Genomic DNA, 26,051 nt, shown 5'->3' on the forward strand with positions numbered 1-26,051 from the left:
CTCTGTGCTTAGTGATAGCCCGGAGCGGGGTGCCAGGCTATCATTGCTAAGTTGGGCTGCTACTGTAAGGGCTCAAGCTGAAGTGATTCTCGAAAAAATGAATCTAATTTGGTGTAAAAAGAAGTTGTGCTTTTAAGGTAATGAAAGCCATGACCTTCATCCTCTAGTAGCATGCTATCGTAATTTATATCGTGAGCATCAAGAATTTTTTTTATTCTGTTAAAGTGTTCCTGGTCAACAACTTTATCCTTTTTACCCTGTGCTATAAATATTGGTATTTTTACCCTGTGAGCTTGATAAACAGGAGAGTACTCCATAAGTGTATCTATGTCGGTATCAGGGTCACCAATAATTTTTTCGATGAAGTTATTTCGTCTTTCGTCTCCAGTTAAATCGTTATTGCTAAAAAGCAATGGTAAGTCGGTAACTCCAGCGTAGGAAGCAGCGCACTTAAATAGGTCTGGACGATTAATAGCAGAAATTAGAGCTGAATAACCTCCATAGCTAATTCCATAAATACAAATTTTACTTGGTTCCACCAGCTTTTGGTTGATAACCTCTTCGACACTTGAATAAATGTCATTCTCGATTAGGCGTCCCCATTGACGCATCCCTTGATTTTCAAATTTCTTTCCGTATCCGGAAGAGCCTCGATAGTTAGGTTGTAGTACTGCGTAACCTAGTGTGGCCAGGTATTGAGTATGGGCATTAAAATGCCTGGTATCTCTTATTGAAATCGGTCCGCCATGCGGTAATACGATCAATGGTGGTCGAGTTGTGCCATCTGAGGTTGGTAATGTCAAGTATGATTCAATAATCTGCCCGTCAATTGATGTTGACTTTATTATTTGAGTTTCGGAGAGTTTAAATTCTTTGAGCCATGGAGCTATAGATGCAAACTTAATTAGCTCATTAGATTTTCTATTTAGCAGGTGATAAGAGCCTGGGTCGGTAGCACTAGAAGTTTGAACTACCGCGATAGTTTTATCTTGGTTAAAATCAACAATATAAGCTTTCGATTCTTCAACTGAAAGTTCTAGTTCCCCCTTAAGAACGGCTTCTACCTCCATCAAGTACTCATGTTTATGGAAACCACTCTCAATAAAGGAAACACCCAATATACCATCCTTGTTTGGGCTTATGATTGCAGAGTTAATATCTGTATTTGGGTGCCCATATATTTTATCAAGATACCTTTTCTCTGGGATGCTGTATCTATATAAACTAATGAAGTTATCTTTCTCGTTTGAAAGGACATGTAGTATTTTGCCATTCTCAGATATTAGTACGGGAGTGAAAGTTGTATCCTCCGGCCCTTCCCATATAATTTCCCACTTTCTTCCATTAGGGCGCCGGGCCCAAATTTCATTTTTTGAATCCGCTTTGTTGAGTGAATATCCAATAGACAACCGCCCTTTCGCATTAGTTAGCCAGTATGGTGTATCTGGCCCCCTCCTGTTTAATCTAAACTCTTTTCGTAATTGTCTATGAAAATTTTTTTCTGAGATATCAATTTTGTATATACCAGTTTTTTCGTTTCTCCATTTTGCGATTAGAAATTGATTTTCAGAGTCTGGGAGGGGATCTACCAAAAAGGCGTTTTCAAGAAATCGCCTATTTTCAACGGATACTACTTGTGAATTATTGAAGGTTAACTTACTTAAGAATAAATCCCAACCCTTTCCTTTTGTAAATGTGTCGCTAAGGATAGAGTTATCATCTATCCAATTAAAATCAATAACCTCCAGGGAGTCATTAGTAGCATACTGAAGGATTAGCTTTTCTTTGAAGGAATTTGTATTTAGGAGCGAGATTTGTATTGTCTCTCCGGAATTCCTCATGATTGCAACATTCTCTCCGTTGGGGGAGACTTTAATTTTTGTGACTTGGCTTGCCTTAAAGAATTTTTTTGCGATCTCAAGAGTTTTTTCCGGAGAGGCTTTACTATCTTCTGACAATCCTGCAAGTACGAGCGATGACATTAGAACGGAAAGTGTAAACAATAACTCTTTCATTTGGTTGAATCCATCTGAATGGTTTCCAGGTAGAACTTAATAAACGGATCTTTTGTGTTTCCTGTGAATGTGAGTGGGTGCTGCTCTAGGAGTTTTTGGCAGCAGCTCTCTAACTCTTCTATCGTTTCGGAGCTCCGGTTAAGGTAATCAAATGTAGCTGTTCCGAATGTCCAATTTATATCTATAGTAAGATGTCCTCCATAGTTTATAGCGCCTTCATGTATGATCAGGTCGAATTGTTTCTCTTTTAGGTTGAAGAGGTAGCTCCTGTTTGCAATAACTTTTGTCCACCTATAGTTTCCGGCGGGTAATTTTATAATCTTGAAGTTATTTCCTGTTGCGGGGCTTTTGAAGATATAGCTTTTCCCGAATGATTTTGGATCTTGTAGTTTTACCGATTTAGGTGGGGTTCCATGTATTGATAATGGTAAAATAGCATAACCCTCCCCAGGGGAGAGAGGGGGGATCATATCTTTGTCTTCTGCTAGACAGTTGTAGCTAATAAGGTGAAATAAAAAATAGCAAACTACTTTTTTCACTGCTGTATTAATCTCCGTTTCTTATGTGTTGATGATGTCCATTGATGGTATTTTCTCGTAAAATCTTCCTTTGAGCTACAGTGTTTTAATTATTTTGTTGCTGTTTGGTTGGTCAAAGATGTGGGTAAGTACTGACCATCTATTGCCTAAGGTGCACGTTCGTACCATTAATGTGAAGGGTGTGGTAAATGGAGCTGCTGGTTCTAGTGATTATCTAGTGCTGTTTTCTCTAATGCGTCTATCAAAAAATTGTACTTCTTAGTCTAAATAGTATTCATGGGGTCAGGTGTTGGGCGTTGGTTATATATATTCTTGTTTTTATTTCTGGCTATCCCTCTATAGGTATTATATTTAAAAAAACTTTCGCAGAAGACAATATAAATAAAAGTTTGAGGGGGATATGCAAGGTAATTTTATGCATTATTGGCCCTTAGCATCCCTTGCCGGAGGCTTGAATTTAATATATGTACATTTACTATCCAGTAGTTGTGGCTAGACTGCTTAATCATTGGCAAAAGATGACAAATGTCATATGGATTTGATGACAGAAATGACTTACCCAGATCTCACTATTGCCTGATATTACATATAAATATTATTTCTGCACCGGTGTTACGGTGTTTATGGAGGCTTACATTGATCAAGAAAGTTTCTTTAATCGTTGGCGCGATAGTATTCCTTCTGGTGGTGGTCTGTACTATTTGGGTCCTTACAACGCCCCCGCTGCCCAAGGATATCCAGAAACAGCTAAATCTGAGTCTTGAGAAACCACTACCTGAACTGATCTCAGGTCAGAGCGGATATGTTCACTCAGGGAGCCTTAAAATTTGGTATCAGCTAAAAAGCCCAGAGGGGATACCTGTTCGTGGCACAGTGTTATTGATAAACGGTATGGGCTCTTCTTCTTTGTATTGGCCATCTGAAGTCTATGAGCCACTCTTAGCTGCTGGCTATCAAGTACTACTCACCGATCATCGTGGCTGCGGTGCCTCGAGTTGGGTTACCAACTGGACTAAGGAGACTGCTTACGACCTTTCTGACATGATGCGCGATAACCTTGCGGTTATGGACTCCCTGGGGATTAAGCAAGTTCATGTTATGGGCGCCTCAATGGGAGGGATGATTGCGCAAGAAATGGCCCTGCAATACCCCAATCGCTTGAAAAGCCTTACTTCAATCATGTCCTCAGGTTTTCTAGACGACCCCGAGTTACCCCAGGGAAAAACCTTCAGATACAATATGCTTCGGCTATTTCTTCGCTATGGACTCAGTGGCTCCGATGAGGGAATGGCTAAGTTGATGGTAAGTACTTATCACAGTCTTCAGGGGCAGGGAGGCTTTGATGTTGAACATATTGCACACACCACTCTCTACGAACTACGTCATAGGCAAGGATTTGATCATAATCTGCCAGTTCAGCAATTTACAGCAATCTCTCTTTCTGGCTCGCGATTAGAGCGATTGGAGGGCTTAGAGGTCCCCACTATGGTTATTCACGGTGATAGAGATCCCCTGTTAAGTATTGCTCAAGCCAAAAAGTATGCAGCTCGCATTCCTGGTGCTAAAACGTTGTGGGTTGAAGGCATGGGCCATGCCATGGCACCTGTATATGTGAAAGAATGGATGGAGCATGGAGTACAATTTTTGGAAGCTAATAACTAATGTCGGCATATCACTATTTACAAAGGTTCTATAGTTTCCCCGAGAATCTGAGAGGTGCTCTGAACTTAGTACCTTATTTTCAGATCCTTATATACTTGCCCTTTATTTTTCACACTTTTAGTGAAGTTGCTTTTGGGGTGGTAGTGATTTGCCACTTGCTTCTCTTTCCCTTGTTCTTCCTCGTATTTTGGTGCAAAGGAACCAAAGTTATTGGTATTGTCCTGGTGTTAAACCTTTTAGGTGTTATCACTTCTTTCTATTCACTTGCCGGTATCGGTTTCTTTGCCTTTGCAGCTGCAGCTTGCTCAGCGTACAGGCAACTCTATGCATCCATTATTTTACTGTTTGTTGTTACTTCTTCTTATTTGAGTACTGCCTACTTAACTGGACAATCACTATATGCTGTTTTGACGGGACTATTTTTTACAGCTATCAACGGCCTGAACTTTCTATTTCAACTGAGAAAGTACTTATCTAACCTGGTTATTAAACAGAGCCAAAAGGAAATTTCCTCTATGGCAAAGACATCCGAGCGTGAACGTATTGCACAAGACTTGCACGATTCGCTCGGTCAGAGTCTCACGAGTATCACTTTAAAGGCGGAGCTTGCAGAACGGCTTCTCGAAGTTGATCCAGCAACGGCACTGCAGCATATTCTTGATATTAAAAAAATCTCTAGAACAGCGATTACCGAGGTTCGAGAAACGGTATCGAATTATAAAAGCAGCTCATTGGTCAATGAGCTGGCGAGTTCAAAATTTGCGCTGGAGTCAGTGAATATAACCTTTATACATGATATCGAGGCCACAGAAATACCCCTTCAGGTTGACAATACGTTGGCAATGACTATTCGCGAAGCCACCACAAATATTCTACGTCACAGCCAAGCGAGCATGTGTAAAGTTTCGCTGTGGCTTGATAAGCAACTACTCTCTTTACATATTTGTGACAATGGAAAGGCTGCGGGAAAGGTATCTATGGGCCATGGCCTCAGTGGTATGAGCGATCGCTGGAACCATCTTGGAGGCAGTTTGAAAATTCAATTCCAGGGTGGTTGTCATATTTACGCCACAATTCCCCTCAAAGAAGTAGTTGTATAAAATGATGATTAAAGTGCTTTTAGTTGAAGATCAAGCGATGGTGCTCGGTGCATTGAGAGCACTACTTGACTTGGAGAAAGATATTCGGGTCGTCGCAACTGCGAGCAATGGGAGAGAGGCCCTTGAGATTTGCGATAATTGCAGGCCGGATTTGGTAGTTAGTGATATAGAAATGCCTGGGATGACAGGTCTTGAGCTCGCAGAACAATTACAGCGCCTTATAAATCCTCCCAAGGTTGTGATGCTGACAACTTTCTCAAGGAGTGGCTATATTCGTCGCGCACTCAATGCAGGGGTTAACGGCTACCTTCTTAAAGATGCTCCGCCGAGCCAGCTTGCAAGCTGTATTCGTCAAGTTTCAGTAGGTAAAACCGTGGTAGCTCCTGAATTAGTGCAGCAAGCACTCAAATGTGGGGACAATCCGCTCTCCGCTAAGGAACAGAGGATTCTCCAGCTCGTTTATACCGGGAAAACCACTGAGGATATTGCACGAGAAGTTTCACTCTCCCCAGGTACCATTCGAAATTATATCCATAGCAGCTGCCAAAAAATGAATGTCAGTAATAGAGTTGAAGCGGCACGCTTGGCTCAAAACTATGGTTGGATAGAGCCTGCTGAATAACTAAAAGTCGATTGATCCACTACTATAAAATGGGCGATGGTAAGCGCTTAGCTTGGTTTTTTTATGTTTTTTCTATATCGTATATATGTTTAAGATACTTATATAGGCAGAGTTAGCTTTTTAAAATATAAATTGAAGAATGGCCGTACATATTCCTTGCGAATTATACAGCCATTTATCAAGTGATGTTTTTATTTAGATTTAAAGATCAGAATTCGATGATTGCCAGAATCAGTAACAAATAAGTTATCTTTATAGCCAAAAATTCCTGTTGGCTCCTTTAAAGTCGAAGCTGTAGGTGATTCAGGTTCATCAGGATAGCTAATACCGTTTTGGTTGGCATCATTTGGCTTGAAGCTTACAAAGTCAGCTTGTCCTAACACTGTGTCTGCTGGAGCGAAATTACTGGTTGGCCAATTATTCCAAACCAAAACTCTATTGTTCTTTGCGTCGGCAACAAAGAGTTGAATGCCATTTGACCAGATGCCAGTTTCTGGGCGATTTAGGGTCTTACTATTTACAGGCCATTCAATACCGTCCACATCGGGTAGTTCAATATTTCTTTCGCTGAATGAGGGTTGTCCGAGAACAACATCAGCAGGGGCAAAACTGCTGGTAGGAAAATTATTCCAAAGAAGAATTCGGTTATTTCCACTGTCAATAATGGCCAGCTTTTCTCCGTCACTCCAAACATCTGTTGGAGTGTATAGGGTGCTTGCTGATAGTTGATATGATATGCCACTTTGGTCTACATCGTTTGGATCACAGTTTTCTAACCCTGACTGACCAACAAGGAGATCCGGGGAGGCATAACTATTTTCAGGAATTTGGCTCCATATTAACACCCTGGAATTGGCTGCATCAGTAACCATTATTTTGCTATCAGCAACGGTAGCTCCCCAGTTTATCCAAAGTGCCAGACTTTTACAGGGGGAGATGTCATAATCTCCAATATTTAAAGTCAGTGTAGGCGCTGCTCCTGCTCCGGATACCACACTATCGTAAATAGAAATATGCCTTTCCCGGTATTGAGAAATTAGCAGGTGTTCTCCGTCAAAACTAATGTCTGAGGGACCGAATAATTCCTGTTCCGGATTTGATAAAGCCAAAGTGTCCAGTCCGTCCTTGCCTATTACTGCATTTGCAGGTGAGCCATTTGTAATAGGAATTGAATTAAAAACTAAGACGCGATTGGATGAAGTATCTGATATAAATAGTTTCCCCTCATCATCGATGCTGACATCACCGGATGGCTGAAAGGCAAAATTTTTAGCATTTATTCCCAAATCTGTGCTGGAGAAGTTATCTTGCCCTATAACGACCTGTGCGGGATCAAAATTCTCAAAGTAAAAGGGAACAGTAAAGCTATTCTCATAAGTGATCAATGGAATCCCTACAAGATCGTCTATATCAATCTGAATGCTACGATCTTGAGCTGATTTCCAGCCATCTACAGGACTAATCGTTAAGGTATCATTGGGTATATTTGTTTTTGACCAGTTGATTGTATAGCCATCTTCTACGAGAGTACCAGATAGGGCAAGGCTCTCGATATCCATGGTCTCAGAGAAGAGGACATTGATCGTGTCATCTTTCTCCAGGCGAGTGATATCTGGCTCGAAGTTAGTAATGGAAGGGGAGAGCGTATCAATATAGTAGGTGGCGGTTAGCGCTTCGATATCATAGCCGGAATCATCTCTGGCGTTGACTGTTAGGGAGTAGTTCGAAGAGTTGGTCCAGTCTCCCCTGGGATGCAATATAAGCGTATCTTCATCGAGTTGAGAAAGTTCACCGGCCTCTCCCATGCTCCCAGATATGACAATGTTGTCGATTAGAATAGCTTCGCTAAAATCTAAATAGATTTCCTTATCTTTGCCAATAGTACTGCCGCTTAAAGGTGTAAAGTTAACTGTGAAGCGCGAGCTGCCAGCATCGGGGTCGTCCGTTGGAGGTGTAGTGGTATCTCCATCTCCATCTCCATCTCCATCTCCATCTCCATCTCCAGATCCACTCCCGGAGCCATTTCCTGACCCATTTCCGGAGCCACTCCCACCTCCACTAACCGGTCCGCTTCCAGAATTACTGTTCGCTGACTTGTCACTTCCAGAACCACCTCCGCATCCAGAGAGGAGAGCGGTAACTGCAAGGCATATAATTAATTTTTGAGAATTCACTTTCATACATACTTCCCCATTAACAGCAAAGGTTAACCTTCTAGCATTTAAATTAATGTTTTCGCTAGAAAAGTGATTCTAAATTTTCTATGTGAATATTGCCTGAATAAGAAGATTTAGATTTTTCTAGAAAATAAACAGACATACTTAAAATATTCTACCGAGAGTTCTGATTTGTATGTAAGAAACAATAGGAATGGGTAGTCATTACCATTTTCCATCTTACCTAGAAATAAGTAGAATCGTGATTTGGCAGAAAGTAAGGTTTATTTGGCTCTAAAAGGGGTTGCTGTAAAATATACATGTAATTCTGTCTTCGATGAGGAGTGCTTTCGACCTTTATTTAGTTGAGCTGTAGAGGGTTTGATAGGCAGCTAGAAGTGCAAGAGATAGCAGGTATTACTATTTGAAAGTGGCAATTTTTGATCCTAGCCATCAACAGCGGATACCATGGATTAGCTCTGCTTTAAGTGAGTGGAAAAAGGTACCTACAAAGGCGTTATTGTAGTAATTACCCTTGGCGCTCATACTGTACCGCAGATCATACGCTGTAATTAAAGATTGATAATTCCTAGAGCAATACTGACTTCTCCTGTCAGTATGTAGGAGAACATTCGTAGGCTTCTTACATCTCCATATAGTCATTTGAAAAGCGTCATAAGTTAGCCACCCGTTTTCGACGTTACCCAATCAATAACTAGCCAACTATATAAGTCGATCACTACCGCTAGATATAACCAATCCTTTCCTGATTCGGTGCATCAGAAAACCAGCATGCCAACAGATTGAAGAGTGGTGCTAGAGGCGCTGGCGGTGAAGCAGGTGCTCTCCCAGTCTGTTAGTTTTCTAAGGTGTAATGAAAGTATCAAGAATTCAGATTTGGATTAGAAATTGTGGTTTTAGGTGAAAGCTGGAAGTAATGATGGTGGTGACGGAGTGGAGTTAGCAGGGCGCTGAAGAAAGGTTGTGCCGACAGTCCATATGCTGTGTACCCAGCGCTTATCGCGCTCGCTGCAAGCATGTCGTACAGCCTCTTCAATGCTCACATTATCTTTATAGTGGCTTTCAAAATTTCGATTGAGATTGATCAGTATTTTGATGGAATTTCCAGCGGCTGGAGAATAGGGGAGTATTCTCAGTAAAGGCGCCGCGCTTTCTGGGATCTAAATGTCGACTACTCCAGTCCACAATCTTCAAATATTGATCCAGTTGAAAGGTAACTCTTTTGGGGTGAGTTTTTATAATGAAAGGCCTCAGGATTATTGAGGCCTTTCAGATAAGCGCTAGCAGATAATTTTCTACTAGCTACTTGTTTTGGTTGGTGACCTTTAACTTAACGCCAAACACCCCATTGGCCGGTTGTACCCGGCTCCTCGCCCCTTGTCCACCATCCGGCAGTCCATGTTTCACCATTGTGGCTAACGATATCACCTGCGGTGTAGATTTCGTTGCTATCCCAAGCTTGAATACTGGGATCTGTGGGATCTGTGGGATCTGTGGGATCTGTGGGATCTGTGGGATCTGTGGGATCTTTGGGATCTGTGGGATCTGTGGTAGTTGATGGTTCAACAGTAAATGAGTAGATCTCGTCATCAACAGCAGAGTCACCGCTTACGGTTAACTTGAAACTTAATTCATGCTGTTCATTTGTTAAGCTTGACGTGTCGATAACCAGTGCACCACTGGGCCCGGTTGCGGTTTCAACAGGGCTTCCACTTACCTGTGACCATTCCGTATTATTGATATTTCCGGCGCTTTCTCCCGATGAAAGTACCACTAAATCCCCGTGTTCTACTCTAGCTATATCAAGCGGTTTTAAAACCTTGGGTGTGATAGCAGCTATTAATTCACTTCCATTGCTTGTAATAGTGAATTGACCGGAGGCTCGTGAGTCTTTGGAGTTGAAGTAGTTGCCATGTAAATCACCCTGGAAGTACATGTAGTGATTCATTTCTTCATGCCAGCGACCAATAAAAACATTTCCATTGTGGTTTGATTGGTACCAGCCAGTGACTTGAGAAGCTAAAAGCCTGTCCCAGTCATTATTATTATCTTCGGTAATTGCCAGCGAAAATGATGAGTGTTCCTCACCATTTTTATTGAATACCGTATAATTGACGGTGTCCCCCACATTAACCGAATCTATACTAATGTCTTCTGGAATAAAGGTGTTGCCTTGAATCAGGTGCGGCTGTGTGGTGCCGGGATCAGGTTCGCTAGGCGGTTCAACATCAGTATTTACAATAGTGATATCACTACAGTTGTAGAAGCCTTCACCAACTGGGTCTACTCGCTGCCAACGTACAAATAAAATTGCATTACCCACCCTGTCTTCTGGAATGGTGACATTCATGCGATATTGACCATTGACGACAGGTACGTCCCCTTCCTCCTGGATAAGCTCAAGGTCATCCCATGCCAGTGGTTGTGACAGGTCTGCATCCGCTTTCGTAAGGTAAAACTCCCAAAAAGATGGGTTGTGTGGCGCTGTTGCCTGAAATACGTATTCGAATGTCCCAGCATTAACTTCTACACGGGTCCAGGCATCAGTTGCTGCTCCCATCCCTTTTTTCTGCTGATCATTTGCATAGCAAAGAGTTCCATCGGGAATGGCACTTTTTACAGCGGCAGAATTATTATAGTCAGGGATGTTAATGGAGAATTCGTTGTGTTGTTGAAAAGGATAAGATCCGGAAATGGTTTTTGCCAGCGCGCAGCCTGGATTGGATGGTGTTCCAGACCAGATATTGCCTTGATCATAGCAAATTTTTTGCCTGGCTTTTGGAAATTCAGACCAGCCGTGAGCTTGTACTTGTAAGCTGAAAGGTATCAGCAACATTGTCGCAAGCGCGCTTTTTTTTCTTAAAAGCATAAGGTTACTCCTGGTTTACATTATTCTCGTCGATTTATTTAGAACGATTTAAATATTAAGTTTAATTTCCTGGTGAATACTGTGAAATAAGTTGGTGTTTGAGAATGTCGGCCATTCTTTCTGTGTCACCAAGATCAAAAAATGCAGTTAATAAATATTCACCCCTTAAAAAATTCTAATAAGACAGACCCTCCATGCGTACGGGGGTTCCATGCCAGGCATGAATTAACATGTTTTAATAAAATTTACGTTTCTATTGATCAACAATTGGCTGAGCCGTGGGCCAAAAAACGAGGTCATTTTTGATATTTTGTGACAATGTGATGATTGTCAAAGAAAGTAAAGTGTGAAGGGCGGTATAAAAGCTTGACATTTATTTGTCTGAATTCAGTGCTTCATGGGCTAAGTGAAACGTAAAATACATACCAGCCTCATTAGCTTGCCTAAATTGTATTGGAGCAGGAAGGTTTTCTGGGGGCTGAAAAATCGCATTGTTTGAGGAGGTTTGTCTCATAGCAGCATAGACTATTGCAAAGTAAATTTATTGCACTTTCGATGGTCTAGTCTCTATCTATTCTTTAAGTGAATGTTAATTTATTTGGGGGGAGCTGATAGGGGTTAGACGAGAATAGGGGGAGTGACAATGACAAACCAATAATTGAGAAGCTTCGGCCTTCAAATATAGCGGGCAAAAATTGAACTGTAATTATTTTTTCAATCTATTTGCTTGTTGTATCAGATAAATCGGTCAATAAGTTAATGCTGTAGGCATCAATAGATTCAGGCGCTGGAGCTGATTTATATATTCTTGTACTTATTTTTATAGATATTAGGTCTCAGGTGGAGCTTATCAGCTTTAAGCGATTATCAATTAGCTTGTATACCTTTAAGTTGTTATTGAATACCCCGAGAAACCATGAGCCACAGGCAATCCAATATTCAGCATTATGTTATTTTAGAATAAAAATGTCTTGGACATCCGATGTCTTCCAGAACAGTTTTCCTTTTAGGAGATAGTAGTTTTTGGGTTCTACAATTTCTATATTTTTGCTTCTTGCCCAAGATCTTATCTCTCTCCTAAAATATCTGGATTTTGGCGGAAGTACCACATACGGAAGTCCTCCAAGTATTAAGAATAAAAGTAAAGGTAGACTCCCTCCCAATTCAGGACTGAATGTATGGACTAGACTATCCAGGCCAACTGCTACTATTAGAATTAGAATCAATCTCATTTAACAATCCTAGCGGTTTCAAGCCCTATGGAGAGAGCGGCAGAAAGTGAAATATTCACTGTAGGCATATTTTTGTATCTTTCTTTAATTGCCAGATCTAAATAGCACCTAAATAAAAACTATTCATCTGCATCATCGAATAAATGCTCTCACCATTTTGGTTTGGTTGCTTCAGTCATTTTCTGACTGCCATTAACCTTTAAAGCCGTTTTGATAAAAGAGTTTTTCACTCTTTAAATCGCAGTCCATCGGCTAAAAGTGCAACCATACGTCCTACTTGCCCAGATGAGTCTTCAGATGAGGACATCCCCAATCTCGCAATTCCTCCAAGTAGTTCATCTGCAGTTATATCTGAACGAACATCTCCCGATTCTATTGCTGCACCTAATACCATAGCGAGGGCAGGCCTTAAGTGCTGGTCAAAATAGCTTGGAAGGGTTTCAAAGGCTGGATCGCCTGAGTGCAATACTTCGGATAGTCCTCGCTTAGTGGCAAAAAAGGTCGCAAATATTTGCATACAGCTGGCCAGGGCTTCAAAGGGGGGGAGGTGTTTAGCTTGTTCTATCACTTCCTCAGAGCAGCTATCGATCTCCCTGCGGAAAACTGCCGCGATCAGGTCTGCCCGCTTCGGGTAGTGCCGATAAAGAGTGCCTACACCGACACCGGCCTTACCTGCAATCTCCCGCACTGGGGCATCTACGCCGGAGGTGGCGAATACTTCCTTGGCTGCCTGGAGCAGGGCGCCATGGTTGCGCTTGCCGTCCGCTCGCTTACGTTGGCTCGAATTAGTGTCATCAGGTTTTGGCATATCTACCTCTTGCTAAACGGAACATTGTTCCGTATATTTAATCGGAACGTTGTTCCGATTTTGCCATAGCCATGTGCTGGAGCCAATGGCCCATGAGCCGTATCTATGTGGAGACTGACGATGCACGGTAGACCAATTGCATTGATAACTGGTGCTAATAGGGGAATAGGATTACAAGTTGCGAGGGACCTGAGTGCTAGAGGCGTTTCTGTCTTAGTTGGGGCTCGTGATTTGAAGCTGGGGCAAAAAGCCGCTGATTCCATAGGCGAAAGCGTTTGGCCTATTCAGCTAGATGTTACTGATGAGAGCAGTATCCGAGCTGCAGCCAACACTATTAGAAAAGACTTTGGCCGTCTCGATATATTGATTAATAACGCGGCGATTAGCCATGCAGGGGAGGCTGGAGTAACTCTGGCGGAAATCGGCAAAAAGACTCAGGTTAGCGCTGTAACTTTGGCTGAATTACGTGAGATATTTGAAACTAATGTTTTCGGGGTTGTAGCGGTTACACAGGCAATGCTACCTCTTCTAAAACTCTCTCCTTCTGCCAAAGTGGTTAATGTTTCTAGCGGTGCTGGCTCGTTGATGAGCCATTCAAATCCTAAGAATCCGGCACGAAAAATGTTTGGTGCCTACTCCATGTCAAAAACTGCACTAAATGCTGTGACTATGGCTTTCTCAATTGATCTTGAAAAATCAAACATAAAGGTAAATGCCGTATGCCCTGGGTTTACTTGCACTGGCTTAAATAATTACGAGGGTGAGCAAACTGTAGCAGAGGGTGCGAGGGAAATTGTGCGTGTCGCACTTCTGGGTCGAGAAGGAGATTCTGGTACTTTTACTAGCTTCAATGGTTCGATGCCATGGTAATTCGGTACTGATTGCAAATACCAGTGGCCACTTTACTGAGTTCTATTAACCCCATCGATCAAGTGGAAAATTAAAGTTGAAGGAAAACCATTTATGACAATATCAGATCACACATCAGTAAAAAAGCAAGGCCCTTTTGTTATACATCATGCTGTATTACTGTCTGACTCGGTCAGGGGGCAAGAGCTAAAGGTTCGTGTAATCGCACCGGTGAATGGTGAAAACTTACCAATCGTTATCTTCGCCCATGGATACAAATCACCACCTTATGGATACGCTCCAATAACTGAATTTCTCGCCTCTTTGGGTTTTGTAGTTCTGCAACCAGTTTTCCTGGATTCTGAGGTGCCAGATGATGACCCTAGAGTGCCTGAAATCTGGCAGTATCGAGTATCTGACATGAAGAGAGTTCTGGATGAGCTGGACAGTATCGAGAAAGCTGTTTCCATGTTGCGCGGCCGTCTAGATAAAGAAAAGGTAGTTGCTATTGGGCATTCCTATGGAGCACAAACTGTAGGTATGTTACTGGGGGCTCGGGTACTAAATGAAGACAATATTCCTGGTCCTGATTTATCAGATAAGCGGGTGAGAGCGGGTGTTTTACTTTGTGCAACTGGAACGGGCGGAGAGAACCTATCCCCTTTTGCGGCCAAGTTCTTCCCATTTATGAATCCAAGTTTTACGGAAATGACTGCTCCATGCTTAGTTGTTGCAGCGGATCAGGATAATTCCCCACTGAGTACCCGTGGGCCAGACTGGTTTACTGATGCTTTTACTTTGGGAACTGGTGCAGGGTGCTTGCTGACCCTTGTGGGGGCAAAGCATTTACTGGGTGGAATTAATGGGTATGGCGTTATAAATGAAGAAGAAAATAACCCTGCCCATGTATCAATTGTGCAGGCCGCAATTTCTGCGTACTTAAGTAAGCAGTTCTATGAGAAAAACTACGATTGGGAGGCGTTACTAAGCACGCTAAAAAGCCAAGATCCATCTATTGGTTTTGTTGAAGAAAAGTCAGCCAACAACTTTATGGCTTTATAGTCTGGAAACCTGTTAATTCGTTTCATTCAATTAATCAATTTTTCTGGGCAGAAAGTGAAGCACCACTTTGCCTTTAATCACGTCAACCTTTAGTGAATGATCTGGTAGTGTGATGAGTATACTTATCCAGACTTTAATTGCATTGTAGTGAATAACTATATCGAGTCTCTATATCGATAGAATATCTGATTCACACCCAGGAAAAGATATAGCGATTGTAAGGCGTATTATTTGGAAAGCCAGGACTATAAATGGCAGGAATATTGACTGTGTATAATTTATATAATTTTACGGAATTTGATTCCTTATTCTATTCTGTGTCAATATTTCTGACATGTATCGTTGTGGCTTTGTTGGATGCCCTACGTTGCTAATACAGCTTGGAATTTTAAGAAGAAGGTTGTGTTGTGAACAATGCTATTTATTGTAGCTCTATATATTACCCGGGACTTAATTCATGAGAGTTGCGATACTGGTTGTGTTATTGCTGGTTAGTGTTGCTTATCTAAGTAGGCCGGAGAAAGCGAGTGAGTTACTTGCTGAGTACTGTGAAGATTCTCATCCAGATAAATCATTAGCCTATTGCAGACAGCAAATAACAACGCCTCAAATTAGATGTGGTGTACTGAAGGGAACTTTAGAAAAAGATGGTACTTGTGTTAGGTGGGGACCGCCAAAAGGGAGTAGGCGCGGGCTTGATAATGATATCAACTTGTAAACTTTCGCTGACTTAGTGAGCCTAAAATAATCCCTAGATCTTCTGGCCACAGTTCTAAATTGGGGTAATTAGCTAAGTTAGCTGATATTCACAGTCTTGGCTGGCGATATCTTTAATCTATAAGTACTTAAGATCTAGCAGGGTTCCTATCTCAGCAAAAATTGCAGTATTCAATTCTCTAATTTATGAAGCTGTCCCGAGAGTACTTTCACATTTGAAGTCAAAGCTCCTCTCCAAAATCGGTTGTAGTTTCTTATCCGGAATATACCCCCTTAGCCAGCTAAGAGGCTCTCCGCTGGAGGCTATAAGGAAGCTAAATGGAGTGCCGGGAGTTTCGCCCAGTACTTGTTGAAGCTGTGTGCTTGCTTGAAGCATGGGGAATTTGGGGCGTAGCTTTCGATATTCGGCCAGTAGGGCTTTTCGGGAGCCATTGATACCCAGAGCGATGGGTTGAAACTGTTGGGAGCACTCTCTAGTAAGCCGGTTGAGTGTTCGAACCTGGCGAAAGCACCAGGGGCATTCCGGTTCAACCAGTACTATCAAGCTGGGTTTCCCTTTGAATTGCTGCAAGTTGATACGCTCGGGGCCGGTGAGGCTGCGCAGTTCAAAATCGTAAAGGGAAATGGCAGCTTCTGTCGCGCCAGCAGGCGCGAACAGAAGTGTGATTAGTGCGAGCCAGGTTCGCATCACAGGTTCCAGTCGAAGCCCAGGTAATATTCTCGTCCACGCAGGGGGCCGTAGATATAGGCTACGTCGTAGGCACCACTGGCATCCCAGAATAGAGGGCTCTCACCTTCCTCAACCTGGGTGTAATCTGTCAGGTTGTTTCCGCCCAGATACAGGCTCAGGTTTTCAGTGACGTCAAAGGTTAATTTAAGATCTACTGTCCAATAGGCGTCTGCGCTCGTGCTTTTTAAAGTGGAGTCGCCCAACTGATTGAAACCTTCGTAGCCAAATTCATCCAAGTCCCGGGAGCCCACCCAGGTAGCGCTGGCGTATAGCATCCAGTAGTCGGCTTTGTAATCCAGATTGAATAGTGCACGCTGCTCTACTGGAGCAATGGCAAAAGATTCCCGGAAAACATCGTCGTAATCATAGGTCTCCAGTGTGCCACCGATAGACAAATTTTCGGTGAGCGCATAGCCGAGAGTGATATCGGCAGCACCTACGGAGGCGCTTTCCTGCATCTGGGTAAGCAGTGGTACTCCATCCTCGGTTTCGCTTAGTGCTGCGAGGTTATCTACCTCGGTAAATGCCAGTGACAGGGTGCTGTTGAGGCGTTCTCCCTCGAAGCTCAATGCATAAGTTGCGGATAGAGATTTTTCAAGGTTTTCGATCTCGATGGCAAAGCCATCACCGGCATCAAGAATGCCGTGATCTGTTTCGAAAAAGGATAGGGGGGCTCGGTATCCTCGTCCCAGCGCTACCCGGGAGGTCCACTGGTCGTCGTGCAGATAGCGGAGGTCTATCCGAGGGGCGACCACCGTTTCATCGATCTCTGTACCGGGTTTTTGCTCGGCGACAAAGTCGGCTTTGGCATTGTCTACGCGTATGGCCAGTGCCACTTCGAGGTCCGGTGAAACGGTCCAGGTGTCCTGTATGTAGAGGCCGGTGGTCTGGTAGTCGAAACTATCTTCGATGTAATTATCGCTTTCCTCTCCTGCGACAGAGTCGGAGCGCATGGATTCATCGCGAAGATCGACACCAAATGTGAGCATGTGCTGATCGTTAAGGATCAAATTGTTGCGCAGGTCGAAGTAGTTGAGTGTGTCTGTAGCGGTGTAATCGAAGCCTTCGTAGAAGGAGTCCTGCTTGTGCTCAGACCAGGCGACAGTAAACAGCGTGTTATAGGATTCGCTGAATTCGTGGAGCCAGCTTGAGGAAATTTCACTGCGAGTGGTGGCGATCCATTCGGTGGTTTCCCAGGGTTTGCCAATGTATTGCTGCCGCACATCGTCGTTGACAAACAAGTGGTCAGATTCCACACCATCGTAGCCTTGTAGGACGGAACCAATGCTGTATCCCTGGGGGCCGCCAAAAATACTGGAGTCGGTATAGGCTGTGCGCAGTACCACGTTGTCCCGCTCACCCAGGTCATGGGAGAGGCGAACTACATAACTGGTGTTCTCTTGCAGCGGAGCTTCGCTAACACCGTTGTCATCATTGTCCATCTGGTGGTGTTTATCGTCCTGAATGACCAGTGATGTGCGGGTGCGTTCATCATCGCTTACATAGCCGCCCATCATGCCTAGAAAATAGCTGTCGTTGTCCTCCATAGAGGCATTGATGTTGAGGCCGGTTTCCTCGACTTCCTTGGAGATGACATTGATGGTTCCTCCGATCGCTTCGGGTGCGAGCAGCGATGCTCCCGCACCTCGGGCCACTTCGATACGAGAGACACCTGTTGTGGCCAATGCATCCACTGCGTAATAGCCAGCCATCATGGTGTGAAGAGGAACGCCGTCGGTGAGGATGGTAGAGTGCTCACCGCGCATACCGTTCAGCATTATTCGTTTCACCCCGCACATGGAGCACTCATTGGAAACCCGAACACCGGGGGACTTTTCAATGGCGTCAGTGAGGTTAACCGCCTGCAGGGATTTGATCAGACTTTCATCAACAACCTCAGTTTTCTGGATTGCATCCAGCAAGGCTCCGCGCTCATAGAGGCGCTGGCGCACACCGACTACTACGGTTTCCTCCATTACCGTGGGCTGATCTGAAGGAGTTTCATTGGCGAGGGAGGCGGGTACTGCGGCTGCGAGTGCGGTAGCTAGCAGGGTTTTGCGAAACATGAGAGGACTTCCAGCAAGTAAACTGCCGAACATGATAATGATTCGCATTTGCGTGGCAAGTGAGCAAAGGTGGTAGTTTTAGTGGCTTTGGATTTAGCGGGCGAGGATGTAAGGGCGCTAATTTAGCGGGGGACACTCAAGGAGCCTATGGATTTCTTTTGGGTTGGCTTAGTGAGTTGCTCTTTGTGAAAGAGTTGGAAAACCTTGGCCGATAGATTGAGGTTGAGGCCCATTGTGGGCCCTCATTTAAAGGGAAGTTGATTCTCAGCGTTTTCTGTTACTGAGTTTCTGCTCCCTTTGAATACGTCTATAAATTTCTTCGCGGTGAACTGCTAGGGATTTGGGGGCATGGATCCCGATCTTCACTTGGTTGCCCTTAACCTCCAGTACTTTGAGTGAGATGTCTGTTCCAATTCTTAGGTTTTCACCAGTCCGACGCTTCAAGATCAACATATTTTTTCCTACTGAATTTCAAGCTATTTTTTTGGCTCCGAAACCGGAAGGCTTAGAAAGTCGTGATTGCAGGAAAGGCAGGGGGGAGCGCGAGAACGGTAAGCATAAAAGAAGAAAAGGCGGGCACTACGCTCCCAGGGCTTGGGAAATCGCTCCAAACTACTGGATCTTCTCGACTTTATTGAAGACGAGCGGGTTTCTAGCGTACTATGCATACAGCCATCTTGATAGGTGATTTATCAATTTGGTTAGCTGGCCCCTGGTGTTGGCGCACCTTGGGTCAGCGCCTTTTACTTACTTTTACGTCACGCTACTGTTCTCCTCTAAGAAAGAGTCTTGGATTTGCTTGAATCAACAATCCTTAAAAACTGCTTAGTAAGACTCTAATTCCGATAAATATTCATCAATTTTACGCAGCTTTGACACTAAAAAAACTTAATAAAATCCAATAAGATCATTTTAGTGCCTATATTTTTTGTGTTTGTTTGAAAAGTCTACAGCGGGTTGTTGTATTTCTGGGGAGAAGGATAACACTGCTAGTCATTCTCTATATTGGTTTTTAAAAGTAATACCATCAGTTCAATTGAGCCCCATTTGCTGACCAAAATTTTCTTCGGGCTTTGTGATTTTTAGATGTGTCACAGGGGCTTAATGTTGGTATTGGCCGTGCAGATTTACATTTCCAATTTTTCTTTTAATGAAACACTTAAGGGATACTCAGCCTCTGAGGGAAGAAGGTTTTCCGCTTGCTCTAATTCTCTAGCTTTGACTAGTTGGTGAATTCTGTAGGCGCTATCAGTTACATCAGTAATTTTCTGAATCCATTCGTTAACGTAAAGCATCACAGCTTTATTCGACAGCCCAATCTGAATAGCTCTGTGAGGAAGGGGTTCCAGATCTAAATTCCGTTCAGGGTCCCACTGAATACGGACAGGTGTAGTTCTCTTAGCTTGCAACCATGCTTCTTTCGTTGGGTATTGATCGGTTTGGTGGCTAAGTAGGCTATTCTGTAAGGCCCATTCAAATCCTTCTCTAGTGATATCTATCGCCAGAATGCGGTTTTGTCCGCTGTCTTTTTCTCCCCAACCCGAACGGTACATCATCCATAGGAAAGAGGGTTTAATCCAGGTCATACGTTCCATTTTGAATGGTGGGGATACAAAGGTTCCGTTTTGTAGGGCGGAATTTGCAATGGCTGTGTTGTATGCTTGGTAGACGCGAATGGTGTGATTATTAAAGCTAGCGCGGATCTGGCGCGTTGGGATAGTCATTTCTTAACCTCTAAATACATACTGTAATGTTACAAGTGGTTAAGTTATTAGTAAAATTCTATGCAAATTTACTCCTCAAAAAGAGTAGTAGAGTCCGTTGATTTAACGAAGCTCTACTACCAAATTATTAGTTAATTATTCATGCTTCAATAATCAGCACTAATCCAAACATTTTCAAAGTCGGTATAACCATAGATGGTAATATACCAAGTGCCCGATTGAGGAGCGTTCAAATCTATGGATTCATAGTTGCCCCAGTTTTCAGAAGCGTAGTCGGCATTTGACTCAGTGGCGGGTTCACCGTGCTTGATGTAGAGATCTGCATCACCAACGGAGTTGAATAGAGCAGCCCCCGTAGCTACAGAAAGCTGGCTCGCTCCTTCAGGAACTTCAATCTTAAACTCTAATTGATCTCCAGCATGGCCATTCAGGTCAGAGATAACCTCGCCGGGGATTAAAAATTCATCAGTAGATGATTCAGTAAAAGAGCCGGTCAGGGATACTTGATCGAAGTCTGTATAGCCGTGGAGCATGACATGCCAGATTCCGGGAGTTGGGTTTGCTATAGCAACGGACTCCTCATTGCCACCTAAATAGGGCCGATAATCATAGACCGATTCAGTTGGTCTGCTAGCAAAACGAATATAGAGATCCGCATCGCCACTACCACCGGTTATCTCAAATGAAAGGTCGCTGGCATTTTCCGGTACTGTGATGGTGTAGAACAACGACTCTCCTGCACTGGCATTAAGACCGCTGACAGGTTCCTGATTAACCAGAATATTGTCGGACTGATCAGCCAGAGTTACCGTTGCCGTTAAATTTACACCCTCGAAGGAGCGTTCGATAGGAGACAGTAATATGTACCAGCGGCCGGTTTCTGGCGAAGTGACCTCAATACTTTCAATATTACCGCCATTTTCAGAACTGAAGTCAAAATCGGTTGTGGTCGGTTGGCGATTATAGGCCACGTACATATTCATTTCACCGCCCAGTTCATCGCCTGAATTGTCAGTAATAATTGTCAGGGTTTGAGCATTTTCGGGCACGTCGATATGGAATACTTTTTCGCCTTTGCTACTTAAGTTCTCTCGCGTTTTTGATGGAATAAGAGTTAGCTCTGCCTCCTCATCACAAGCTAATGAATTACCGCCTTTAGCGGGGCTGAAGCTAATGCTCCCTTCATTAAGATAAGAATCAATTAACTCAAGTGCCTCGCAGGAGTAGACATCGAGGAGGTTGTCCGTAACATCAATAGCGGTTAAGAAATGTCGGTCCATTACCCACTCGAATTGCGCAGTGTCCAAGTAGTTGCCGGCAATATTTAACGTTTCTAGACGTTTAGGTAATTCGGGTAACTCTGTGAGGTTTTCATTAACAGCGGTTAATTGCTTTAAGTATCGGAATACGTGAATACCTTGCAGTGACTGGATTTCCCCGTTGCCTGGAGTGCGAATTTCTTCAATGTTTGCTGCTTCCAGGCTGTCAATTTCACCATCGTTGTTTGTGTCGAAATAGGAAGTCAAATATGACTTGAATGCAGGGTCAGGAATATTAATATTGACCGCGCCATAGTGGGATGCTGCTGTAACCTGGTCACCGCCGCCCAAGTCGATACGTTGGGCCATTATACGGCTGAAGTGCTCATAACCCGATTTAGGGATAATAGTCTCTTGCCCATTAACCGAAAATGCACGTGATGGATAGTGCATTACAGACAGGAAGTCATAGTTACTGTAGTTGTGGGTTTGCCGTATATCAAAATTGTGGACATACTCGGGTTTAATATTATCCTCAATGATTTCGACATATTCATCACGATCAGATCGCTGATGTTCATGCCTCATACCAATAACATGGCCCAATTCATGGACAATAATGTACTTGGTATCCCAGTTGTTCATGCTGAATAATTGCCCGCCGCCAGTCTTTCCAACCATGGAACGGTTTTCAGTTCCGTTTCTTACGTGAACGTAGTCAGATTGATCAGTGCGTCTTAAAAATTGTAAGTCTGCAATTTCTTCCCAGACTTTGGTGGCGTCGATAAAACGCTGTTGATTTTCTTCAGTGACACTATCGTAAAAGTCGTAATATATGATTCCATCAGGCCACTTATTCGCTGATATTTCAACAGCGGACATAATGCTAACTTGACCGGAATCCTCTTGAACTGGCTCCAGCATATCTCCGGTCAGCTGGTATAGTTTGCCATCAATAATGACTTGGCTCGATTTGGGTTGCTCCTCCAGTTGAGCAAACTCATTGCTGGTATAACTCCGTATCGCTTTATTAGCTGTCTGGCTGTATGCCACTGCCGACTGCAAGGTTAGAGTCAAGGTCGCTGAAATTCCCAGTGCTGTACTGGTAAATAGTTTCATTTTCATGTTCCTGCTTTGAAAATGTTTTTAATGTTTTGCCAAACTTTTATCCATAAATAGTCGAGTAGGAGGCATGTCTGATTAACTCTGGCAACAAGTTAAATCAAGATGAATATGCCGCCGCGCGGGAGAATACCGATGTTTGGATTTGAGGTCGATAGGTGGTTTTAAGTTGATTCAGAATGCGAGATTTGATTCGTGGCATTTCTCGAAGGACGGGCTTACGAACGAGATAAAATGTAGAGGATGACTATCAATTTTCGAGTGTATATCTTGGTGTTATTAGCAATACTTGTATTCTGAATATTAGAGATCACCCAGGTGCTTTGTTAGCTGGGTAATTAGTGCCAGATTCAAATCCACTTGCTCTAAACTACGAATATCTTCGAGACAATTTCATATGAATGAGTGGGGTCGTATCCAGTTTGGGGATATGGGGCCACGTCAACCAGTCGTACAAACCCCTCAAATTGAACAACAAATAGCCTGGAAGGCAGTAGAGTGCCCTGTTAGCCTCTCTTGCAAGCTAGATAGGAAGGAGCGGGCCTATGCAGGAGTCGGATGTTGCCAATCGGCTAATCGATGCGGCGCGAGAGTGCTTTTTGAACGATGAGTACCAACGGGTCACAACTCGCCAGATTGCTGCTAAGGCTGGAGTGGCGGTATCGATGATTCGATATTACTTCGGTAGCAAGGATGGCCTCTATGAAGATATGATCCGCCAAACCCTTCTGCCATTGATCGAGGCCGTAGAGCAACTCAGCCTTGATGGCGATTGGGATTTTGGAGATTTCTTTGCCCTTTACTACTCCACCATGCAAGAGAATCCCAAATTTCCGGCTCTGATCCTGAAAGTCATGGCCCTTAATCAAGGGCCGGGGAAAAATGTGATCCGTCAGCTCCTGGAGCGGGGGCGTCAAAGGGGTTCTCGGCGGTTAGCTGAAATTAAGGGTGAAGAAGCTGAACCTGAAGACCCCAAGTATGATTTACTCAGGATTTCATTTGTCAGTTTGGCTATGTTGCCGATGTTGGCCAAACCCGTCCTGGAAGAGCAAATGGGGCACGTTATGGACCCCGATTTTTTAAAACAGCTTGCAGAGTTTAATGGCCGACTTCTGAAGTCAGGTTTGCAAAGCTTATAGCGATATGGCCTCAGCAAGTTGAGGCGGACCCTTATATCTATTTTTAATCAGATGTTATTTCTGAGGAGTTCTTATGCCCCAGTCAATGCAAAGAAATAGGGCCGTAAATTGGGTCTTTCAACGCGCTTCTAATATGATTAATAGTATTTGTAATATTCCTAATGCTCTGATGCCGCCGCCATTTCGAGTAATGCAAATTGGATCGCTATTTTGGCAGTCTAGATGTCTGTATACGGCTGTCCGACTCAATATAGCTGATCATATTAACGGTGAAGTTGTTCCAGTAGAAAAACTGGCAAATGATTGTAATGCAGATAAAGAGCATCTATATCGATTGATGAGGATGTTGTGTGCAATGGGGATTTTTAAGGAGGTAAAAGCAAGGCACTTTTCACACAATCGAAACTCTGAAGTGTTGCGCAGTGATGCCAGTAACAGCGTAAGAAGCATGGTGCTTATGCATAACTCCCCTGAGTTCAGCAAGCCTTGGTTTAATGGGTTTGAAGACCATATTAAAGATGGGAGTGTGCCTTTTGAAGGTGTTTATGATCAGGAAATGTTTGATTATATGAATGATCATCAATCTGTGAGCACGCTGTTTTCGGACGCTATGGATACCGTTGATAATCTTACCGGGCTACAGTATTTACAAGATTTTGATTGGAGCAGGTTTGATAGGATTATTGACTTGGGCGGGGCAAAAGGCAGCAAGAGTGCGAGTGTCCTCTCTTCATATAAACACATGATGGCGATGGTGGTCGACAGGAATAATGTTGAGGGGACGGCAAGAGAGTACTGGAAAAACTCATTGAGTGATTCAGTTGAAGAGCGATTGGACTTCTTCCCAGCAGATATTATTAACGATAGGCTGCCGGTAGCTAATAGTGATAAGGATATCTACTTGTGTACGGCCGTTTTTCACTTGCTGAATGACAGTAAGGCAAAGCGACTCCTTAATAATATTTACTCTGCCATGCAGGGGCAAAATGCTACGCTCACCATTGTTGACGCAGTATTACCTGAGAAGGGCGCAGACCTTAATTTGGCTGCCATGGACATGCAGATGTTGATGGGAACTCGTGGGCGGGAGCGAACGTTGAGTGAATGGAACCAACTCTTTAGTGATAGTCCTTTCCACTTGGTGGAGACAGTCTCCGTGCGTACCTTTGCAAAACTGATGGTGTTGAAAAAGAGAAAGGGTTAGGTGCTAAGCAGTAAGTGGGTGTCAACAAGCCCAATGTTACTAATCGTGAAAATGAAAGAATAGTGCGCTTATTGTATTGGTGGCACGAATAGTCCGCTTATCAACTATAGATACGCCAGCAATCCAATATCCGTAGTAGCTTAAAGTGCAGTATCACCTGTATTGGTTTTATATACGCCTATATTTACCTATAGCCTCTTTCTGCTAGTCGACTAAGGTTTCGGCCTTTGGTGTCTCAGTGGATATTACAGAATTACTTAGGGGGCTCTGAGCCAATATATTTGAAATTACTGGATCTTAGCTATGTATCTAGTGTCCCGCCTAATAGGCAGCTTGCTAGTTTTATCGGTTATTTATGTGGGGTATGTTTGGGCTGATCTTGAGGACCGAGAGCTTGTTGCTGGGGTTACTTATGACATTCCAGGGTTGGCGTATAGAGAACCCTCTTCTGGCGCTATAGAAGGCTTTGAGCCTGACCTGGTCAGGGCAATTGGGGAGAAGTTATTTGGCGGCCCTGGCTATATAAGGCTAACCCGTGTGCTGGATGAGGATCGTATAAAGGCACTTGAAGACGGAAGAGTGGATATGGTGGTATCCCAGTTTACCATCACTCCAGAGCGCGAAGAAAAAGTGGACTTTTCGATTCCTTATTACGTTACGGGGGAGGGTTTACTAGTCCATAAAGATAGCGATATCGAGAGCTTTATCGATCTGGAAGGTAAGATAATTGCTGTTACTAAAGGCTCACTTTCCCTGAAAAGAATGCGTGCTGTCCTGCCGTCATTGGAGGGGGCCAGATTGGTTGTAGCGCCCACAAGCTCAGCAACTTTAGAGGCTGTTCAAAGCGGAAATGCTGATGCTGCCTCCAATGACATTATTAACCTGGTACTTTTGCGTAAGGCATCAGCCTATCCGACTTTATATCGTCTGGTGAATATTAGTGGAGACTTCCCGCCAAAACCCTTTGGTATCGGTGTTAAGAAAGGGAATAAGGAACTGCTCGAGCGACTAAATGCTGCTCTAGAAAGCTTAAAGGAGAGTGGGGAGATCAATAGAATGCTGGATAAGGCCGTTTCCAGTGTGGGGTCAGAGAATGATCCTGATGATACCTTCAGCGGTTCACAGTAGAGTAGTCGTCGAAGTATCCGTACAGAT

At 43.5% G+C, this 26,051-nt stretch carries 18 protein-coding genes and 1 pseudogene; 8 read left to right on the forward strand and 11 right to left on the reverse strand.

Going from position 1 to position 26,051, the window contains the following annotated elements; all coding sequences use genetic code 11:
• Positions 1 to 59: 59 nt before the first annotated feature.
• A complete protein-coding gene (locus ACJJIM_RS06690; protein ID WP_444912755.1) occupies positions 60 to 2,015 on the reverse strand; it encodes an alpha/beta hydrolase family protein in 1,956 nt (651 codons plus the stop codon).
• Entirely contained in the window at positions 2,012 to 2,554 is a 543-nt protein-coding gene (locus tag ACJJIM_RS06695; RefSeq protein ID WP_444912756.1) for a hypothetical protein, read from the reverse strand. The genes ACJJIM_RS06690 and ACJJIM_RS06695 overlap by 4 nt, the downstream gene beginning before the upstream one ends.
• Before the next feature lie 636 nt (positions 2,555 to 3,190).
• Here ACJJIM_RS06695 and ACJJIM_RS06700 point away from each other — a divergent pair.
• From ACJJIM_RS06700 to ACJJIM_RS06710, 3 genes are read left to right on the forward strand one after another with little or no spacing between them, the layout of a single operon-like run.
• The gene (locus tag ACJJIM_RS06700) at positions 3,191 to 4,216 is read left to right on the forward strand and encodes an alpha/beta fold hydrolase (RefSeq protein WP_444912757.1); all 1,026 of its coding nucleotides are present in this window, start codon (positions 3,191 to 3,193) and stop codon (positions 4,214 to 4,216) included.
• Positions 4,216 to 5,316, forward strand: a complete 1,101-nt coding sequence (locus ACJJIM_RS06705) for a sensor histidine kinase (RefSeq protein ID WP_444912758.1) — start codon at positions 4,216 to 4,218, stop codon at positions 5,314 to 5,316. The genes ACJJIM_RS06700 and ACJJIM_RS06705 overlap by 1 nt, the downstream gene beginning before the upstream one ends.
• A 1-nt stretch (position 5,317) precedes the next feature.
• Complete coding sequence (locus ACJJIM_RS06710) at positions 5,318 to 5,938, forward strand: response regulator (RefSeq protein WP_444912759.1); 621 nt, start codon at positions 5,318 to 5,320, stop codon at positions 5,936 to 5,938.
• Between the two features lie 191 nt (positions 5,939 to 6,129).
• On the opposite strand, the gene ACJJIM_RS06715 is transcribed toward ACJJIM_RS06710, so the two are convergent.
• From ACJJIM_RS06715 to ACJJIM_RS06730, 4 genes and pseudogenes are all read right to left on the reverse strand, one after another.
• The gene (locus tag ACJJIM_RS06715; RefSeq protein ID WP_444912760.1) at positions 6,130 to 8,118 is read right to left on the reverse strand and encodes a hypothetical protein; all 1,989 of its coding nucleotides are present in this window, start codon (positions 8,116 to 8,118) and stop codon (positions 6,130 to 6,132) included.
• A gap of 435 nt (positions 8,119 to 8,553) precedes the next feature.
• Positions 8,554 to 8,852 (reverse strand): annotated as a pseudogene (locus tag ACJJIM_RS06720) (DDE-type integrase/transposase/recombinase); the annotation flags it as partial.
• 593 nt (positions 8,853 to 9,445) lie between these two features.
• Positions 9,446 to 10,984 (reverse strand): lytic polysaccharide monooxygenase, encoded by a 1,539-nt coding sequence (locus ACJJIM_RS06725; protein WP_444912761.1) that lies wholly within the window; start codon positions 10,982 to 10,984, stop codon positions 9,446 to 9,448.
• Between the two features lie 1,458 nt (positions 10,985 to 12,442).
• Positions 12,443 to 13,024: a TetR/AcrR family transcriptional regulator gene (locus ACJJIM_RS06730; RefSeq protein WP_413665337.1), complete on the reverse strand. Its 582-nt coding sequence runs from the start codon at positions 13,022 to 13,024 to the stop codon at positions 12,443 to 12,445.
• A gap of 120 nt (positions 13,025 to 13,144) precedes the next feature.
• Between ACJJIM_RS06730 and ACJJIM_RS06735 the strand changes: the two genes are divergently transcribed.
• Positions 13,145 to 13,894 (forward strand): SDR family NAD(P)-dependent oxidoreductase, encoded by a 750-nt coding sequence (locus ACJJIM_RS06735; protein WP_444912762.1) that lies wholly within the window; start codon positions 13,145 to 13,147, stop codon positions 13,892 to 13,894.
• Positions 13,895 to 13,987: 93 nt separating this feature from the next.
• Positions 13,988 to 14,935, forward strand: a complete 948-nt coding sequence (locus tag ACJJIM_RS06740) for an alpha/beta hydrolase family protein (protein ID WP_444912763.1) — start codon at positions 13,988 to 13,990, stop codon at positions 14,933 to 14,935.
• Positions 14,936 to 15,836: 901 nt separating this feature from the next.
• Here ACJJIM_RS06740 and ACJJIM_RS06745 read toward each other — a convergent pair.
• From ACJJIM_RS06745 to ACJJIM_RS06765, 5 genes are all read right to left on the reverse strand, one after another.
• On the reverse strand, positions 15,837 to 16,340 hold the full coding sequence (locus tag ACJJIM_RS06745) for a TlpA family protein disulfide reductase (RefSeq protein WP_444912764.1): 504 nt from the start codon (positions 16,338 to 16,340) through the stop codon (positions 15,837 to 15,839).
• Positions 16,340 to 18,448: a TonB-dependent receptor plug domain-containing protein gene (locus ACJJIM_RS06750; protein WP_444912765.1), complete on the reverse strand. Its 2,109-nt coding sequence runs from the start codon at positions 18,446 to 18,448 to the stop codon at positions 16,340 to 16,342. The genes ACJJIM_RS06745 and ACJJIM_RS06750 overlap by 1 nt, the downstream gene beginning before the upstream one ends.
• Before the next feature lie 264 nt (positions 18,449 to 18,712).
• Positions 18,713 to 18,901 carry a carbon storage regulator CsrA gene (csrA, locus tag ACJJIM_RS06755; RefSeq protein WP_108732829.1) on the reverse strand — a complete coding sequence of 63 codons (189 nt, stop codon included), beginning with the start codon at positions 18,899 to 18,901 and terminating at the stop codon, positions 18,713 to 18,715.
• Positions 18,902 to 19,575: 674 nt separating this feature from the next.
• Positions 19,576 to 20,172: a DUF4291 domain-containing protein gene (locus ACJJIM_RS06760; protein ID WP_444912766.1), complete on the reverse strand. Its 597-nt coding sequence runs from the start codon at positions 20,170 to 20,172 to the stop codon at positions 19,576 to 19,578.
• 146 nt (positions 20,173 to 20,318) lie between these two features.
• Positions 20,319 to 22,550: a pre-peptidase C-terminal domain-containing protein gene (locus tag ACJJIM_RS06765; RefSeq protein WP_444912767.1), complete on the reverse strand. Its 2,232-nt coding sequence runs from the start codon at positions 22,548 to 22,550 to the stop codon at positions 20,319 to 20,321.
• Positions 22,551 to 23,098: 548 nt separating this feature from the next.
• Between ACJJIM_RS06765 and ACJJIM_RS06770 the strand changes: the two genes are divergently transcribed.
• From ACJJIM_RS06770 to ACJJIM_RS06780, 3 genes are all read left to right on the forward strand, one after another.
• Entirely contained in the window at positions 23,099 to 23,692 is a 594-nt protein-coding gene (locus ACJJIM_RS06770; protein WP_282933244.1) for a TetR/AcrR family transcriptional regulator, read from the forward strand.
• A gap of 133 nt (positions 23,693 to 23,825) precedes the next feature.
• A complete protein-coding gene (locus ACJJIM_RS06775) occupies positions 23,826 to 24,896 on the forward strand; it encodes a methyltransferase (protein ID WP_444912768.1) in 1,071 nt (356 codons plus the stop codon).
• Between the two features lie 303 nt (positions 24,897 to 25,199).
• Positions 25,200 to 26,024: a transporter substrate-binding domain-containing protein gene (locus tag ACJJIM_RS06780; protein WP_282933242.1), complete on the forward strand. Its 825-nt coding sequence runs from the start codon at positions 25,200 to 25,202 to the stop codon at positions 26,022 to 26,024.
• Positions 26,025 to 26,051: the final 27 nt, after the last annotated feature.

The organism is Microbulbifer maximicatervae (SeqCode), from assembly GCF_052467615.1.